Annotated in this window: 14 protein-coding genes and 1 tRNA gene; 12 read left to right on the forward strand and 3 right to left on the reverse strand. The window is 40.5% G+C overall.

Going from position 1 to position 17,788, the window contains the following annotated elements:
- The first annotated feature begins 5 nt into the window (after positions 1 to 5).
- The 12 genes from ACTB0Y_RS15740 to ACTB0Y_RS15795 all read left to right on the forward strand — a co-directional run bounded on the left by ACTB0Y_RS15740 (position 6) and on the right by ACTB0Y_RS15795 (position 12,549).
- Positions 6 to 152 (forward strand): T9SS type A sorting domain-containing protein, encoded by a 147-nt coding sequence (locus tag ACTB0Y_RS15740; RefSeq protein WP_463207823.1) that lies wholly within the window; start codon positions 6 to 8, stop codon positions 150 to 152.
- Positions 153 to 331: 179 nt separating this feature from the next.
- Positions 332 to 1,636: a sensor histidine kinase gene (locus ACTB0Y_RS15745; protein ID WP_463207791.1), complete on the forward strand. Its 1,305-nt coding sequence runs from the start codon at positions 332 to 334 to the stop codon at positions 1,634 to 1,636.
- Between the two features lie 136 nt (positions 1,637 to 1,772).
- On the forward strand, positions 1,773 to 3,812 hold the full coding sequence (locus tag ACTB0Y_RS15750; RefSeq protein WP_463207792.1) for a PAS domain-containing hybrid sensor histidine kinase/response regulator: 2,040 nt from the start codon (positions 1,773 to 1,775) through the stop codon (positions 3,810 to 3,812).
- A gap of 94 nt (positions 3,813 to 3,906) precedes the next feature.
- A complete protein-coding gene (locus ACTB0Y_RS15755; RefSeq protein WP_463207793.1) occupies positions 3,907 to 4,488 on the forward strand; it encodes a TetR/AcrR family transcriptional regulator in 582 nt (193 codons plus the stop codon).
- Between the two features lie 6 nt (positions 4,489 to 4,494).
- A complete protein-coding gene (locus ACTB0Y_RS15760; RefSeq protein WP_463207794.1) occupies positions 4,495 to 6,006 on the forward strand; it encodes a TolC family protein in 1,512 nt (503 codons plus the stop codon).
- A gap of 12 nt (positions 6,007 to 6,018) precedes the next feature.
- On the forward strand, positions 6,019 to 7,005 hold the full coding sequence (locus tag ACTB0Y_RS15765) for an HlyD family secretion protein (protein WP_463207795.1): 987 nt from the start codon (positions 6,019 to 6,021) through the stop codon (positions 7,003 to 7,005).
- A 28-nt stretch (positions 7,006 to 7,033) separates the two neighbouring features.
- Positions 7,034 to 8,212, forward strand: a complete 1,179-nt coding sequence (locus tag ACTB0Y_RS15770; protein ID WP_463207796.1) for an ABC transporter permease — start codon at positions 7,034 to 7,036, stop codon at positions 8,210 to 8,212.
- A 21-nt stretch (positions 8,213 to 8,233) separates the two neighbouring features.
- Positions 8,234 to 9,427 (forward strand): ABC transporter permease, encoded by a 1,194-nt coding sequence (locus tag ACTB0Y_RS15775; protein ID WP_463207797.1) that lies wholly within the window; start codon positions 8,234 to 8,236, stop codon positions 9,425 to 9,427.
- 73 nt (positions 9,428 to 9,500) lie between these two features.
- Positions 9,501 to 10,118, forward strand: a complete 618-nt coding sequence (recR, locus tag ACTB0Y_RS15780) for a recombination mediator RecR (RefSeq protein ID WP_463207798.1) — start codon at positions 9,501 to 9,503, stop codon at positions 10,116 to 10,118.
- Between the two features lie 119 nt (positions 10,119 to 10,237).
- Positions 10,238 to 10,311 (forward strand) — tRNA-Arg (locus tag ACTB0Y_RS15785).
- Between the two features lie 434 nt (positions 10,312 to 10,745).
- Entirely contained in the window at positions 10,746 to 11,360 is a 615-nt protein-coding gene (locus ACTB0Y_RS15790) for a DUF6088 family protein (protein ID WP_463207799.1), read from the forward strand.
- Between the two features lie 160 nt (positions 11,361 to 11,520).
- Positions 11,521 to 12,549 carry a nucleotidyl transferase AbiEii/AbiGii toxin family protein gene (locus ACTB0Y_RS15795; RefSeq protein WP_463207800.1) on the forward strand — a complete coding sequence of 343 codons (1,029 nt, stop codon included), beginning with the start codon at positions 11,521 to 11,523 and terminating at the stop codon, positions 12,547 to 12,549.
- Between the two features lie 273 nt (positions 12,550 to 12,822).
- Here ACTB0Y_RS15795 and ACTB0Y_RS15800 read toward each other — a convergent pair whose 3' ends face one another.
- From ACTB0Y_RS15800 to ACTB0Y_RS15810, 3 genes are all read right to left on the reverse strand, one after another.
- A complete protein-coding gene (locus ACTB0Y_RS15800; RefSeq protein WP_463207801.1) occupies positions 12,823 to 14,256 on the reverse strand; it encodes an ADP-dependent glucokinase/phosphofructokinase in 1,434 nt (477 codons plus the stop codon).
- Between the two features lie 45 nt (positions 14,257 to 14,301).
- On the reverse strand, positions 14,302 to 14,703 hold the full coding sequence (locus ACTB0Y_RS15805; RefSeq protein WP_463207802.1) for a DUF7793 family protein: 402 nt from the start codon (positions 14,701 to 14,703) through the stop codon (positions 14,302 to 14,304).
- Between the two features lie 136 nt (positions 14,704 to 14,839).
- Positions 14,840 to 17,356: a hybrid sensor histidine kinase/response regulator gene (locus ACTB0Y_RS15810; RefSeq protein WP_463207803.1), complete on the reverse strand. Its 2,517-nt coding sequence runs from the start codon at positions 17,354 to 17,356 to the stop codon at positions 14,840 to 14,842.
- Positions 17,357 to 17,788 lie beyond the last annotated feature (432 nt).

A 17,788-nucleotide genomic window follows, 5' to 3' on the forward strand; every position in this document is an offset into this window, starting at 1 on the left:
ACAGCATGAACGGACAACTCGTTAAAACTGCACAACTCGACTACAATGGTCAGGGATTTGAACTGGACGTTGCCGGTCAATCAGAAGGCATGTACATGTTGCAGATTGTAACAGATGATGAAATACATAACGAGCGAATTGTAATTAAATAATTGCAGACAATTATCGCGTTTATAAAAGCCACGCCACCCGGCGTGGCTTTTTTGTTCATTTACAGGCTTTTACAACCATTCGAGTTGGTTCGGTCATATTTAAACCTGTCCAAAATCAGTTCTCATCATTAGCTATAAAAGCTCCATTTTCCCGCTAATCCCTCATTTTGGTTAAAAATTTGCAAGCAGATACAGGAGTACATGCTCCGGAATTTGAAATAAACCAAAACCAACCGATGAATAATAATGAATGTTATGGAGTACTTAGGTCCAGCCTGCAACAATTGCTCAAAATAAATTCTACAAATGAAATTTACGACATAATAGGGCTGGGATTGAATAAGTGCGTTCAACACTCAATAGTAATTGTAAACGAAGTTACTGAGCACGAAACCATGACCATTACACGTGGCATTTATGGCATTGAAAAATCCAGGTTAGCGCATTATTTTGATATGCTTGGCACAAATCCGATTGGGCAGTCCTATAAACTCACCAATTCTCTCAGAGAACTATATCAAAAAGGAGGCTTGCACACTATAAACAAAGGGCTCTCAGTATTCAGCAATAGTTTTTTTGAAGAAAAATTACTCCTCGCCATAACCAAACTACTTGATATTAGACAAATATACACCATTGGATTAAAGAAAGATGATAAGATTATTGCAGCCATTCACATATTTAAGCAACACGAAAAAGTGATTGAGGAGAAAGAGATGGTTACACAGATTATTGGTCAGGCCGAAATTGCCCTGCAAAACAGGCTTTATCAAATGGAACTTGAACAAGCTTTATTATCAAAAAAAAGATTTCAGTCCATATTGGCTCATGACCTAAAAAACCCTTTTACCAGTATAATAGGAATCTTGCAAATCATAGAACGAGGTATTTCAAAGTATTCTACCGAGAAATTGCAACACCTGGTACAACAAGTATTGGGAGAAGCGCAAAACACATACGAATTGCTCGATAATTTACTCACCTGGTCAAACGCAGAACATGACAACATCACCTTCACCGAAGACAGAGTCGATTTGTACAATACAAGTCTCGACATCATCAACCAGTTTAAATTAACTGCAGAGAAAAAAATGATCTCAATTGATACGCAAATCCCTCCCGATACTTTTGTAATCAGCGATTATCAGATGCTGCATACCATTATTCGTAACCTGATTTCCAATGCCATTAAGTTCACGCCTGCACAGGGAGAAATAAAAATTCACACAGAAATCATATCTAAAGCCCATATCAATTTTTGTGTTTCCGATTCTGGTGCAGGGATTGATGAGGAAACCCAGGTAAAAATTCTCCACAGTGAACCCTTTTTTTCAACTCCCGGCACACAAAACGAAAAAGGCAATGGCCTGGGATTGCAAATTGTTCGCGATTTTATTGGCAGACATAACAGTACTTTAAAAATAAAATCTACACCAGGTACAGGCACAAAATTCTATTTTTCATTACATATAGCTACAAATTAACATTTCGTTAAGCTATTGCGAAGCAACTTTTCATAACTTAGTATGTATGATATATACCTGCAATTAAGTAATGATGGCTTCGAACTCAATAACAGGAATACGGGAAATAATAGACAAACTTCAAAAGTTTGATACCTTGAAGCAAGATGAGCTTTTAAATGAAGCTATTGAGGATTTAAAGCAGTTAGAAAATGAGATAACAGATATAACCAGCCAAAGCAACAAAGCAAAACTACTCTACACCTATACACGTCAAGCGCTAGTTATAGTTGAAAATGGAAAAATAACCGATTGCACGCCCAGCCTCCGAAACATATTACAAATGGAGTGCAGCGAAATTATACCCACTCTTTTCACAGATTTCATACATCCGGATGACCGGGACAAAATTGATTCATTAATTAAAACCAAACAGGCAGAACAAGCCAAATGTCGTATGATGCGTAAAGACCAAAGCACCGTACACATCGAAATGAGTATACACAAACCACAGGGAAAAGGCACATCTGTTATACTTCTGAGCGACATTACAGACCATATATTACTGGAAGGCCAGCTTCGCGAAAGCGAAAACAAGTTCAGAAATCTGGCAAAAACCACCTCCGTAGCCATTATGATTTATCAGGGCGATAAATGGGTGTATGCCAACCCGGCTGCCGAAAGAATAAGTGGCTATACAGCTGAAGAACTCAAAAAATTAGATTACTGGACCTTTGTGGCACCCGAATACCGGGATATGATTAAAAACAGAGGTGAGCAGAGGCAAAAGGGCGAAGAAGTACCCTCTGGTTATGAATTTCAGATTATAGCAAAAGATGGCACGCCCAAGTGGGTTTATCTCGAAGGCAAGCTTACCATCTTTAATGGCAAACCAGCCGGATTAATTTCCATCATAGACATTACCCACCTGAAAGCTGTGGAGCTTAACCTTAAAGAAAAAAACGAGGCTCTGCGCCTTGCAGAAAACCAATTGCAAGAAAACAATAAAAGACTTAACGAACTAAACCATCAACTACATCAACAAAATACTAAATTACAAAAAGCTAAAGAAAAAGCCGAAGAGAGCGACCGGCTCAAATCTGCATTTCTGGCCAATATGAGCCACGAAATCAGAACTCCCATGAACGCCATAATGGGGTTTGCTGAAATATTGTCAGAAACAGAAGTCGACTCTGATACCCAGAAAGAGTTTGGAAAAACCATCTATTCCCGCTCAAAACATCTGCTACAAATCATTAACGATATTGTGGATATTTCTAAAATTGAGGCCAACTTACTCAACATTCAAAAAAGTGAATTCGACCTCAATGAATTGCTTGATGAGCTGCATAAGAGCTTTCTGCCGGTGCTTAAAGCAAGAAATAAACAACACGTACATTTGGATTTACAAAAACCCGTCGACGATAAATTTTTAGTTTTCTCAGATAAAAACAGGCTCGAACAAATCCTTACAAACCTCATCAGCAATGCCATAAAATTCACTGTTCAGGGCAGCATTTCAATAGGGTACGAAAAGCCGGTGAATAATATCCTGGAATTTTACGTAAATGATACCGGCTCAGGAGTAAGCTCATCAGAAATTATGAAAATATTCGACCGTTTTGTTATGGCCACCAACGCCGTAAACGATAAAAATGAAGGCACAGGGCTGGGTCTGGCTATTTCCAAAAGTCTGGCAGAATTACTTGGCGGTAGAATCTGGATTGCGCATACCTCCAAAAAAGGCACTTCATTTCACTTCACCATTAATATTGATAAGAAACAGAACGAGCATACAGAGCATAACGAATCACCTGTAGCGAAGCCACAAATAATGGAGCATACCAAAATTCTACTCGTAGAAGACGACGAAGGAAGTATAAAATTTATGCGTACAATGCTTGAAGATAAGGGCGCACAACTGACAATCTGTCGAAAAGGACAGAAAGCAGTAGAACTAATAAAACAAAACCATGTTTTCGATATCATTCTACTGGATATACGCCTTCCCGATATAAGCGGCTTAGAAGCTGCAAAAGTTATTAAAACCATGTCTGATGTACCTATAATAGCACAAACAGCCTATGCCCTGAATGAAGACCGCAGCAAAGCGCTCAACGCCGGATGCGACGACTACATTTCCAAACCCATCGACATAGAAAAGCTTTTCCAGCTAATCAGAAAACACACAGCCTAAAGCAATCCAACAACGACATAGTTTCACTACCTGTGCATTTTGGCATTGCTTTTGTAGAAACCCAAAATACCAAAAAAGTGTAAATTGGTTTATTATGAAAAGAAAAATTGCCAACCAGGCCAAAGAGATGTTTCTGCGCTTTGGATACAGCAAAGTTACTTTGTCAGAAGTATCCACAGAAATGGGAATTAGTAAAAAAACCATTTATAACCATTTCGAAAGCAAAGAAGCACTGCTATATTACATTATCGACCATTCGCGCAAGCAATTCGACAGTGAGATTCACGAGATAGAAAGCAATACAGACCAGTCCTTCAGAGATATGGTCATGCAAATATTGTCGTTGCTGGGCATTTGGGTTTCCGACCTCAGAACTTTCACACTCGATCTGGCTAAAAACCATCCCGATGCAAAAAAGTACCTGAACGACATTAGGAAAGATGTCATAATAAGACACGCCATGCGAATTATGGAAAAAGGTAAAAAACAGGGATTGCTCACTGATGATGCCCGGTCTGCACTGGCATTATTTATTTTCCTGGCTACTGCCGAGAAAGTTAGCGATACTGATTACCACAAAGAATTACCTGCTGAATTAACGGCTAATTTTCCGGCAAACCCGGCAGAGATGTTCAAAAATATCATTGAAATCATTTATCAAGGAATAAAAAAATAGACCACCATGACCCGAAAAAGTATTATGTTGATTTTGCTTCTGATACCCTGCGTAACTTTTGCTCAGGAAAAAGTGGCAAAACAAGACACTTTAAATTTAACCTTAAAACAGGTACTGGAGCGATTAAAGGCAGACAACCTACACATAAAAGCTTCAGGATATCAACTTTCCAGAGTGCAAAAAGAGCGGGAAGCTCAAAAAGGTCTTTATTATCCAAAATTAGATGTGGGCGCTACATTTACACAGATGAGCAATCCGTTAGAACTGGACCTCACACCTGTGAGAGATGCCATTTTGCCGGCATACGAACTCATTGGCGGCCAAAATGAGTTATTAAGCAACCTTACCGACTACATGGCCAACACTGGTACGCTGGACCCTTCTACTTACCAGTCATTTTCTGATGGATTGTCGCAAATTGAAATGGGGCGCGAAGGAGCTATTAGTGCCATAAACGAAGGTGAGTGGGTAAAAACAATACAAGATAACCAATTTGCTGTGGTCGATGCCAGCATGACCTGGCCCCTGTTTACAGGCGGAAAGATAAGAGCGGCCAACAAAGCTGCTGAAGCCAAATTAGAAGCTACACAGGCTAAAAACCATAAAGTAGTTGCCAAAGAAATTACAAGTTTGGTGGAAAGATATTTTGGGCTACGTCTGGCATTAAACGTAAAAGAAGTCCGGCAACAGGTGGTTGAGGGTATGGAAAAACATTTACACGATGCAAAAAAACTGGAAGAAAACGGCATGATTGCCCATGCAGAAAGATTGCACGCAGAGGTAGCGATTGTAGAAGCCCAAAGAGCACTTAATAAAGCTCAAAATTCAGAGGAACTTATGCAAACAGCCTTGCAAAACTCGTTGGCTACCAATGCTGTAATAGACCCGTCGACCGACTTGTTTATTTCGGCCGGCACAGGCAATTTGAAAGATATGGTAAATCATGCACAAAAAATGAATCCCGCCATCAAACAGCTGCAAGCCAAAGCCAAACTCGCCAAACAAGGGATCAAAAAAGAACAGGCTGCATGGTATCCCAATGTATTTGCCTTTGGGCAGGCCAATATTGCCAATTACCAGTTATCGGAATACATGCCCGAATGGATGGTTGGCGTTGGGCTGAAACTCAATGTGTTCGACGGTCTGGCAAAGCTACGCAAAACACAGGCTGCCAAAATGCAACACATGGAAGTACAGGCCTGGCAGGATAAAGCCAAACTTGACATCGCCACAGGTGTAACCAAAATATACCAGCAAATGGAACAAGCTGCGGACAATTATGAATCGGCCCAGACGTCCATCAGATTTGCCAAAGAATATCTCCGGATACGCGAAAAGGCATTCAGCCAGGGACTTGCCACCTCTACCGATGTGGTAGATGCCCAGCTAAATTTGGCTAAGGTAGAAACCGAAAAGCTCAAAGCCATGTACGACTTTGACGTAGCCCTGGCCAAATTGCTGGAATTGGGATACCGCAGTGAAGAAATAACAAATTATGCACAACAGGCAAACAAATAAAAAAACAATAAAATGAAGAATAGTAGCATTGTAGTAGGCGCAACAATTTTAGTACTGTTAGTTATCATGAGTATCATCGGGTGGGTAGCTTTTAAACCGGCACCCGTAATACTTCAGGGAGAGGTAGAAGCCACAGAAATAAATGTGGCCACGAAGCTCACCGGCCGCATGATCGAAAAATACGTAAAAGAAGGAGAACACGTTACTAAAGGAGACACACTCCTGCGCATCAACAGTCCGGAAGTAAGTGCTAAACTGCAGCAGGCAATGGCAGCAAAAAATGCAGCCACTGCGCAAAACCAAAAAGCCGACAAAGGTACACGTCAGGAACAGATTAATGCTGCACGTAACGTATGGCTCAAAGCTAAAGCAGCAGCAGAGCTGGCTCAAAAAACCTTCGAAAGAGTCAATAACCTGTATGAAGACGGCGTGCTACCGGCACAAAAACGCGACGAGTCCGAAACCCAAATGAAAGCTGCACAGCTTACAGAAAATGCAGCAAAAGCCAATTACGACATGGCCAAATCAGGTACCCGCAGCGAAGACAAAATGGCTACACAAGCCATGGTACAAAAGGCAGAAGGTGTCATAAACGAGGTACAGGCATTATTGCAAGAGACAACAGTTATAGCTCCGCATACAGCAGAAATTGCCCAGATCAATGCCCAGCAAGGCGAACTGGTAACAGCCGGATTCCCGGTGGTAACCCTTGTAGACCTCAATGATACCTGGTTCACCTTCAATATTCGCGAAGATTTGCTGCACAAATTCAAAAAAGGCAAAACACTCGATGTGCGCATTCCGGCATTGAACGACAGCACCATTGAGGTGAAAATATACTACATCCATGTACGGGGCGATTATGCCACATGGAGAGCCACCAAAGCACAGGGCGATTTTGATAAAAAAATGTTTGAGGTGCGTGCCCAACCCACGGAAAAAATTGAAGGACTCCGTCCGGGTATGTCGGCGCTGTTTAACTGGAGTGAACTAAATTAAAATTTCGGGGAATAAAAACTTAAGCATTATGCAAACACCCAACAGAAGCTGGATTGCTGTACTTAATCGCGAAGTCAAACGAATGTCATCGAAAAGGTTGTACCTGCTCATGACGGTGGTGCTTCCGCTGCTGGCATTTGGCTTTTTCATTGCATTGTTCAGCCAGGGCAAACCCACAAATTTGCCTATTGCGGTGCTGGACAAAGATCAAACGTCGCTTTCTGAAGACCTAATCGAAAATATCAACCTTACAGCAACGGTACAAATTAGCGACTATGTTACAGATCTGCATGAAGCCCGGCAGGGCCTGCGTGAAGGTGACTTTTACGCGGTGATTGTTATTCCGAATAACTTCAGGAAAAATATTTACCGAAACCAGCAACCCACGGTGATTAATTATTACAATAATGCTTACATGGTTGTTGGCAGTCTCATCAACAGTGATGTAACGCGGGCTGTCAGCACCTTTTCAAAGGGCATAAACCTGCAATCGAGGTTAAAACATGGCCAACCGAAAAAAGCAGCCATGGTGGCCATAAATCCCATTGCCATAGACGGCCATAAACTTTTCAACCCGTACCTGAATTATTTCTACTACCTCGCCACCACTTTTCTGCCTATCATGCTCCTCATTTTCATTCTTATGAGCACCGTGTATGCCATTGGCAGCGAGTACAAACAAGGCACCGCTGGCGAATGGCTCAAATCAGCCAATGGAAGTATCATCAGGGCACTTTCAGGCAAATTGTTACCGTATGCCATTATCTGGTTCATTCTGATGCTTTTCATGAACATTGTAATGTTCCGCTTTTTCCATACGCCGCTTAACGGTGAAGTATGGCTGCTCGTGCTCAATGCATTTTTATTCGTGTTGGCATACATGGCTACCGGCATATTTATCGCAGCCCTATTCCCGGCATTGCGCATGGGATTAAGTGTAGCCAGTATTTATTCAGCACTCGCATTTAGCTTTAGCGGACTTACATTCCCCTACCTTGCCATGTATAAATTTGTGGCTTTTTTCGGTAATTTTTTCCCGTTCAGCCACTATTTGCGCATTTTTCTGGACCAAACACTTCGGGATGCACCAATAGCTGTTTCGTTTGAACCATTATTGTACCTCAACCTGTTCTTGTTACTGCCCTTTGTGGTATTGCCAAAACTCAAAAAAATGTGTTTACAACCCGCCTATTGGGGAAAATTGTAGAATTATACTCAGCATAAGATTATGAACTATATAAAATCAGCCTTAAAAGAAATATTACAATTATGCGGTGGTGAACTTCGAAAAATTTTTACCGACGGCGGTGTAATGCTGCTGTTATTTGGTGCCACGTTAATTTATCCGCTCATTTACAGTTTTGCTTATGCACCCGAGGTACTTCAGGAAACGCCAGTAGCACTTGTGAACCAGGACAACAGCAAACACACCCGTGAACTGAAACGCATGCTCGATGCAACACCTGAAATTGACATTACACAGGAAACCGGAAGTTTGCAGGAGGCTGAACTCAGCTTTTACGAAGGTGATGTGGCCGGAATCATCCTCATCCCCGAAGATTTTACCTCGAATCTTTACCAAAAGGAGGCTGCCCACCTGTCAGTGTATGCCGATGCAAGCTACATGATGCTCTATAAGCAGGTATACCAGGCAGCAGCAGTCACTTCGCAGACCTTAGGCAAAAGAATACAAGTAAAAAAAAGGCTTGCAAACGGCACCCCGCCTGAAGCAGCCATCAAACAAGCCAATCCGGTAGCATATCGTTCACATGGTTTTTTTAATCCGCAGGGCGGATATGGCTCCTATGCCATGCCGGCCATCCTTGTGCTTATTCTCCAGCAAACGCTGCTTCTCGGTATTGGTATGCGTGGTGGAACCGACCGTGAGTTGGGGGCAAAACACTATCTTTTACCCCAAAAGGCAAGTCTGCGTGGTGCATTGCGCATTATTTTTGGCAAAACACTGGCCTACCTCCTGCTCTACATCCCCATCTCATTTTACCTTTTTGTGCTGATGATGCGATGGTTTCAATTTCCACAGGCCGGAAATTCATTTGACCTTTTTATTTTTTCCATACCACTCACACTGGCAGCCATCATGCTGGGTTTTTTATTTACCACCTTTTTTAAAAACCGCGAAAACAGTATGATTTTTCTGCTTTTTACATCCATGCCGCTTATTTTCCTGAGTGGTTTCTCCTGGCCCGTAGAGTCATTTCCATTTGGTTTTGAAGCACTATCGCACCTGTTTCCAAGCTCGGCCGGCATCACCGGATTACTCAAAATTAGCGTGATGGGTGGCGATATCCGCACGGCTATGCCACAGTTTTTGGAACTTTGGATCATGGTATTTGCGCTATTTATCATCAATTGGATTATTGTAAGGGTGAAGATGAAGAAGTTGAATGCAGCATCAGTATAAAAAATGGTAAATGATAAAAAGATTGTTTATTGCACCATTTTTGTTTCGTAGATTTGCACATCAGGAGTAGATTATGACAGAACCCGAATTACCATCAAATTTATTGGAACAGGCCGTGAATGAAATGTCGCGACTGCCGGGCATTGGCCGCAAAACAGCTTTACGGCTGATTTTGCATTTGCTGCGCGAGGATAAAAAAGATGCCCTCAAACTTGGTGAATCACTCACAAAGCTGGTCAATGATATTCACTATTGCAAGGTATGCCATAACATTACCGAAAACGAAGTGTGTACCATTTGTGCTGACAATTCGCGCGACCAGAAGACCATTTGCGTGGTAGAAGACATTCGCGACTTGCTGGCCATTGAAAACACGCAGCAATACCGGGGCGTTTATCATGTGTTGGGCGGTATCATCTCTCCTATTGATGGCATAGGGCCCGGCGACCTTTCCATAAATATGCTCATGCAAAGATTGGAGAACCAGGAGGTAAAGGAAATAATCTTTGCATTGCCCACCACCATGGAAGGCGACACTACAAACTATTACCTGCACAAACAAATAGCCGGGCGGTCACCCAAAATCACTACCCTGGCCCGCGGGCTGGCCTTTGGTGATGAATTGCAATATGCTGATGAAATTACGCTTGGCCGTTCCCTCATCGAACGCATCGATTACCAGTCAGGTTAAACAAGCAAAAAACACAAAAAATAACCTACTGATTAGCAAAGCGAAGGAAACAATTTCACGAAAAAATACACTTTTTCTTTGGTAGAAACCGCATTTTACCTACCTTTGCATCCGCAATCGGCTACGTAGCTCAACTGGATAGAGCGTCTGACTACGGATCAGAAGGTTGGGGGTTCGACTCCTCCCGTGGTCACTAAACAGTAAGGAGTGTGAGTTTTGAGCAAGAGGCACAAAATTTACACTCCATTTTTTATTCCTCAATACTCAAACACTAACTCAACCTTATCAACTCCTCTCCCGGTCAACAAAGAGTTTGGAGTGTGAGTTTTGAGCAAGAGTACGAAATTTACACCCTGATGTGTAGTTTCAATTCTTAATTTAATAACAATGCGGCCACGATGTGGATGCCTCCATAAAATGCGAAAAAGGAATAGCCACCGCACAAAAAAACGTTTTGGTGGGCAGGGGGAAAAGAAAGTGTTCTGATTTTTTGTAGTTTTGATAATAACCTAAGCAATATTGCAATTGATTAGAGTTTAAACAGCGGATTCAAAATAAGCAGTACTTAGAAAAATGTAGTTTTGTCGCAAATATTTACTAAATTTGCGACAAAATAATATCTATAATATGTCTAAAAGTATTGATGATCAAATATTAATAAAAGTCAGAAAAGCCAAGAGGGGTTCGCTTTTTTTTGTGAGTGATTTCCTCCATTTTGGAACGGCAAAAGCTGTTGGGAAAGCTTTGGAGAGAATGGTTGAAAAAGGCGAGGTTTCAAGAGTGGCTCGTGGCATTTATGCAAGGCTCGAAACTCATGAAATGTTTGGTACGGTTTACCCTACAACAGAAGAAATTGCTAAAGCCGTAGCCAAAAGAGATGAAGCCCGTATTATTCCCACCGGGGTATTGGCTATGAATGTATTGGGTTTGTCAACACAAATACCTTTGAATGTGGTTTATTTAACAGATGGTTCAGCCCGTACTATTAAACTAACAAACAGAACAATTAAATTTAAAAAGACCTCCCCAAAAAACCTTGCTACAATAGGTAAAATAAGTGGTTTGGTTATGCAGGCACTGAAAGCAATTGGAAAAGATAATGTAACCGGAGAAGAAATAAAAATTGTTTTAAAACAACTTGAAAAAGAAGAACCTTACCGGCTACAACATGATATAAAATTAGCTCCGGAATGGATACGTGTAATTATGCGTAAAGCATTAAAAAGTGAAGAAGATGCATAGATGGTATAATATTTCGCAAAAAGACAAACAAATTGCCTACAATCAAATAGCTCCTAAATTCCGCAAGGATTTAATTTCTCAAGGTCAAAATCCTTGTGGAATTTAGGTTAACCCCGATTTAGAAAATCACTCATTTGGGTGAAGAATGAAACCGAATGAGATGATTTACTTAATCGAAAACGCAAGGAATACAAAGATATACTATATAATTCCTTGCGGATTTTGGGTAGCTGAGAAAATAGACCTACCTGCATTCGCCGTTGAAAAAGATTGGTGGGTAGTGCAAACGTTATCCATATTGTTTCAAACTGAAATAGGAAAACATTTGGTTTTTAAAGGAGGAACTTCGCTAAGCAAAGGATGGAATATTATTGATCGTTTTTCGGAAGATATCGACCTGGCAGTAGACAGGAATTTTTTCGGCTTTGAAGGCATATTGCGAAAAAAACAGCGGACTAAACTTAGAAAAGCTTCCAGGGAATATATTGAGCACACTCTTTTTCCGGAATTAAAAGCGGAGTTTACATCAAAAGAGCTAACAGAAGTTCAAATTGAATTGGGTGAAATTACTACAAGTGATCAGGACCCGGTTATTATCAATGTGAATTATCCGAATGTATTTGACACACCCGGATACCTAAAACCCAGGGTACAAATTGAAATCGGAAGTCGTTCACTAATGGAGCCGTTTGAAGAACGTTCCATTATCTCTTTTGTGGATGAGCAATATCCATCGGCGGAATTTTCTCAAAGTCCAATAAATATCCCAACAGTGCTTGTTGAACGCACTTTTCTGGAAAAAATGTTCCTACTGCATGAGGAATATCAACGTCCAAAAGAAAAAACCAGAATTAACCGTTTAAGCCGGCACTTGTATGATATCTATAAAATATCGAAAACGGATTTTGCACAAAAAGGATTAGAAAACAGAGCATTGTACGAAACAGTAGTTAAACACCGAAATAGCTTTTCTCGCCTGGGAGGCGTTGATTACAATTTACATAACCCCCAATCAATCAACTTCATCCCTTCAAATGAGTATCTCGCTGAATGGGAGAATGATTACACAATAATGCAAGAGCAAATGATTCATGGTCAATCCCCATCCTTTAAAGACTTAATAGATTCATTAAGCGTATTAAACAAGCAAATCAATGCGTTTGACTGGAAAATGGAAACAATATTTTAGAACCTAAGAAGAAAGCCAGATCGCGCGGATTTGTAATTATGAATGTTCGGAAGAGAGTTTGGAGTGTGAGTTTTGAGCAAGAAGCACAAAATTTACACTCCTTTTTTTATTCCTCAGGACTCAAACCCTAACTCAAACTAATCAACCGGGCTTTTTTGGTTTTTGTATCTGTCTGATTTTATTTTGGAAAAATCTTAGATCGTTCTTTTATTGTGCGGCGCAACAACCACCCTGCAAGGGTTGAATGATATGTCAGTTTAATCTGTCTCCTGTCTACCGCGCCCCAACCAACGATATTGATGATATTGTATCGCCCATCCCAACCAATGTGATGGGTTTGTCGATGATGATTGTGGGTACGGCAATTATTTCCAAATCGTCATTGGTGAAAATTCCTTCTTCAACCAGATTATTGGGTCCAAATAATTGAGATACCGTTTCGAATAAACTTCTAAGCTCATTCAAACCAATGTCTGATACCTGCTCATTGGCCGACCATAATAAATCATCTCTGGAATTAATAGCTCCGGTACCGGCTTTTGTTGCCGCAATGTTGGCAGCCAACTGCATCCCTTTCCGGTTCTGAATAGGTGATATTCTATATCGTTTTCTTTGGAGCGTTACATAAAGTCCAAACATGTGCAATTGAATACGGGGACAATTTGTATAATCAAAAACTTTGAGCATCCCCCTGAACAAATTACTACTGCCCGTATCTTTGTCGCATTGTTCAGCGAGGTTTCCTTCGCCAATAATTTCCAGGATATCAATCAGTTCCCGTTCGTTAAACCCAATACTGTCTACTTCTTTGGCTAACTTATCTACTAAATATTTTCGTATAGTTTTATCCTGTGTCGACGCTATTTCAAAATGCAATAAGCTGTCTGGGTTATTTTTGCGCCAGTTATCGACAATTTTGATGGACTCATTAATTCTTTCAATTCCCGAAGAGCCATCAGGAAGTTCATTGCTAAGCATTTGATAACCTGACAGAATGATGTATTCAAACGATATTGAAGGATCGCTCATTTTTTGATCAAATGCATCGTCAATGGCTAATTTAAGGTTCAGGGGATCATAGGTTGCAATAAAGCGATTTGATTTTGGACAGGTGAAGCTTTCACCATTAATGGTTAGCGTATCGCCCACGTCAAATTCAATGATCCAGTGAATTAAGGGCACATCTTCAGTTCGGTTAATAGTATGGGCTTTTTGTAATTCGCCAAAACGATTCACATTTTTCAGGTTATTTAGATCCAAAAAGCGTTTCGATTGCTCTTTTGGTGATGATGCCGTGTGCACATAGACATTCTCAACGCCGCACACCGCCATAGCATTAGCCACTATGCCACCCTGGCCGCCCATCTGCAAATTATCGTACCCAATGGTTGAATTGAGCCATTCGAAAACTGATTTTTCATGAATTAACCACTCATCGGCTATGCCGCTCTTAAAGCATTTGATCAGCCCGCGTATCGCATCCGCGTTGGTTTTGATACTTTTTTCACCTTCAGCTAAAATTGAGTCCGGCTCCATATTACTAGTGCGGATCAACGCTTCAATATCTTTTCCTGACACCTTAATTACAGCATCTATATTGGCATTAAATGCACTAATTAAACCATTTACTTTCGACATTTTTTCCAGCTGCACCGGAGAAGATTGATAATGTTCAGACCACTGCTTTTTTAGATTTGTATCCGTCATATAAAAAATAATCAATTAGAAATATAAGCATTGCTTATCGAAAAATCAACTCGCTTTCTTTTTTCGCTTCTTCATCTGATCTTTTAACCATTGTATAGCAGCATCTTCATCGCTAAACATTTTGGTAGGAACTTTGGGCTTACTGAACTTTAAAAACAGGTTGGCAAAGTATACGTTAAACACCGATCCGGTTAAAATAGCTGACCCGGCTACATGAGGACGATATTGAGCTGCGCCATAGTTTCTGACTTTTGAATCGACAAAAAGCATATCACGGATATCTACTAAATTAGCGCATAAGGCATCGCCATTCCATTCATCGCCGGCTTTTGTCATGGCCTCGGCCGTTTCCATATCGAGTGTGCATTCGTTTAAAGCCTTATAAACATAGATCTGATCATCTCTTTTGATCAGTTCAATCTTATCGTTGATGATTTTACTTTCCATTAGTATTTATATAATCGTTTACAAATTCAATTTACGGTAAAATCAATTGTTTGTTTCGGACATTTATCATACTAAATAGCTACTTATTAGTTATAAGCACTTTAATTCAAAATTTATTGATAACAAAATCCAACAATCATTTTTTTTCCAAATACTTACCTATCACATCAGTCAATTTTTGTGTGTCAATGGGTTTTGATATAAAATCGTCGCAGCCATGTTTGAATGCCAGTGCTCTATCCTCCTCGGAAGAATATGCTGTTTGAGCGATAATTGGCAGGTCTGGGCGTTGTAATTTTATCTTCACTGTAGCTTCATGCCCGTTCATCTCAGGCATTTTAATATCCATTAAAACAAGGGCGATATCTCTGTTTTCTGAGCATATTTTAACTGCTTCCATACCGTTTTTTGCATGTATCAGGTTGTAATCGGTGTCGGTTTCATCCTCAAACAATGCTTCCAGGTAAAGGTAATTGACCTCTTCATCCTCTGCTATGAGTATGGTTCGCTTATCAGTACTTTTGCTTTTACTCGAGGAAGATGCTTCTAAAAGTGCGTTATTTGTTTTGTCAGCCGGTTTGTACGGGATTGTCACGTAAAAAGTTGATCCTTCCCCCTTTTCTGAATCTACTGTAATTTCGCCACCCAATAATTTGGCATTTTCCTCCGAAATGGACAATCCCAGGCCTAAACCGCTATGTTTTTTAACCATTTCTTTTTCTTCCTGCGAAAACCGGTCAAATATTTTTTGATGATTTTCAGGTAATATTCCTATGCCTGTATCCTTTACATACAGTACAATGTTTCTTTCTTTTAGAAAGTAACCAAACTCAATAAAACCTTCGTTGGTATATTTGAGTGCATTTTCAATGAGGTTGCTCAATATTTTATTCAGCTTCGCTTTGTCTGAAATGATGTGGCTTTGATTGTCGTGCAGGGCTTTTTTTACATAAATCGGGATATGCTGCTCCTTTGCTTTTAAGTTGAAAATTGAAAACATTTCCATCACAACGTCGTTAAGGTTGATTTTTTCCTCTTTTAGTTGCAACTGCCTTGTTTCCAGGTTAGAAATCTCCAGTATATCGTCAATTATTCTCAAAAGCTGATGGCTACTGCTTTGTATAATTTTCGTATAATATTGTCGTTTTTCTTCGCTAACTGTAGGTTTATGCAGCATGGCAGAAAACCCGATAATACCGTTCATGGGTGTTCTTATCTCGTGCGACATATTGTTGATAAATTCCGTTTTGAGGCGGTTGGCTCTTTCGGCTTTTTCTTTGGATTTTATGAGTTCCTGCTCAGCTTGTTTTTGTTCTGTTATATCTCTGAATTCAACCACTCTCACTTGTTTGCCTTTATAAGGTATGTTTCTTGCCTCAAGGCGAAGCGGGTACTCCCGACCATTTTTCCGCACGCCAATTGCTTCGTAAGCTTTTTCATATCCGCTTAGTATCTGCGACATTACAAAATCACGCTTACTTTGGGCAATTAGCAACAACCCATCCATCCCAATGAGCTCGTTGTAAGCGTAGCCGGTGATTTCCGATAGTCCCTGGTTGCAATCCAAAATAACACCTTTGTCGTGAATAGTTATTCCTCCAAACGAAGCATTGTGAAGTGCCTTAAAACGTGCTTCGCTTTCCAGCAATGCCTTCTCTGCTTTAATATTAGCGGTTATATTTTTGCTCACAGCAAACATTACCTCTTTGCCCTGCAATCGAATTTTATATCCTTTAACTTCAACATAAATAGTGGTTCCATCTTTGGTTTTGTGCTTTCTGATTGGAACCTCTGTTTTTCCTTCTTTACTGACTTTCTCTATTTGCAATGCCGTTTTTTCAGGCTCAGCGCTAAATTCCAGTACTGATTTTCCTTTTAATTCATCGGGGGAATATCCGTAAAGGACGGAAGTTGCATTGTTGGCATCAATAATTTGTATTGTATCAGGGTCGTAGATAAAAATTGCGTCGGTATCCCGCTCAAATAACAGGCGATATTTTTCTTTGTTTTCTTCGGCTCGTTCTTTGGCTTGTAGCAGTTCTTCATTTGTTTGCCTCAGTTCTTCGTTTACTGTTTCGTACTCTTCGGTTCTGTATCGCAGTTCTTTTTCATTCTCTTCTGCGTATTCTTTTGCTTTGGTGAGTTCGTTGTTTTGAAACAACAGTTCTTCGATCGAATCATCTGTTTTATTAACTTTCAATGATTGGATTAATGCCAAGTCCAGTTCGATCACGTTTTTAAAATGAATCAATAATTGCTCCTGGTCTTCCGTAAAATGTTTTTCCTTGTTGGCAAGTACGCAGATGGTGCCAAAAGGTATTTTATCAGGAAAATTGAGGGGCATTCCGAGGTAGGCAATCATTCCCAATTTTAAATCGGGATTATGGTCCCAATCTTTATCTTTCAGTGCATTGGGGATGAGCAATTCCTTTTGCGATTTGATGACCGTTTCGCAATACAGACCTTCCCAATGCTCCTTATCGCCCGGGTTATAGGGGTTATTTTCCGATTGACTTGAAATAAAAACTTCCATGAATTCATTTTCGTTTTTCATGATCAGTGCGGCCGGCACAGCGATTACATTAGCCAACAGATTGGCAATTTCCTGCCATTTGTTTAGAAAGTCTTTGGGTATGTTGGTAAACGAATTCATGGTTGGTTGGTTTTGCTGGTTCTTACGCTAATGGTCGCGAGCTGTTATATATACACGTAAACAATTTCAAACTCACTTTGAAAAGGTCTGACCTTACAATGTAGGCATTTTTAGCTCAATTTGAGGTATTATTACCAGAATATTTGAACCCTTACCCTTGCGCCGATGATTTTTTTTTACATCGCATCACCATCCAAATGCGGCGGTTTTGTGTCGAACAAAACCCCTTTTGCAATTTTTTTTCCGATGCCATTATTCGGTACGTTTCCATCAATACCATCTCCAATTTGCACGCCGGTGCCGTAGCAGCGTCTTCGGTTTGGCCAGGTCCCACAGCGACGGCTTCGCTTTGAGCGAAACCGTCGCCTGCCTGCGCACGTTTCGCATCGCTGATTTAGCATTCCGAAAAATCGCGATGATATTGATGATATC

The organism is Salinivirga sp. (genome assembly GCF_055145285.1).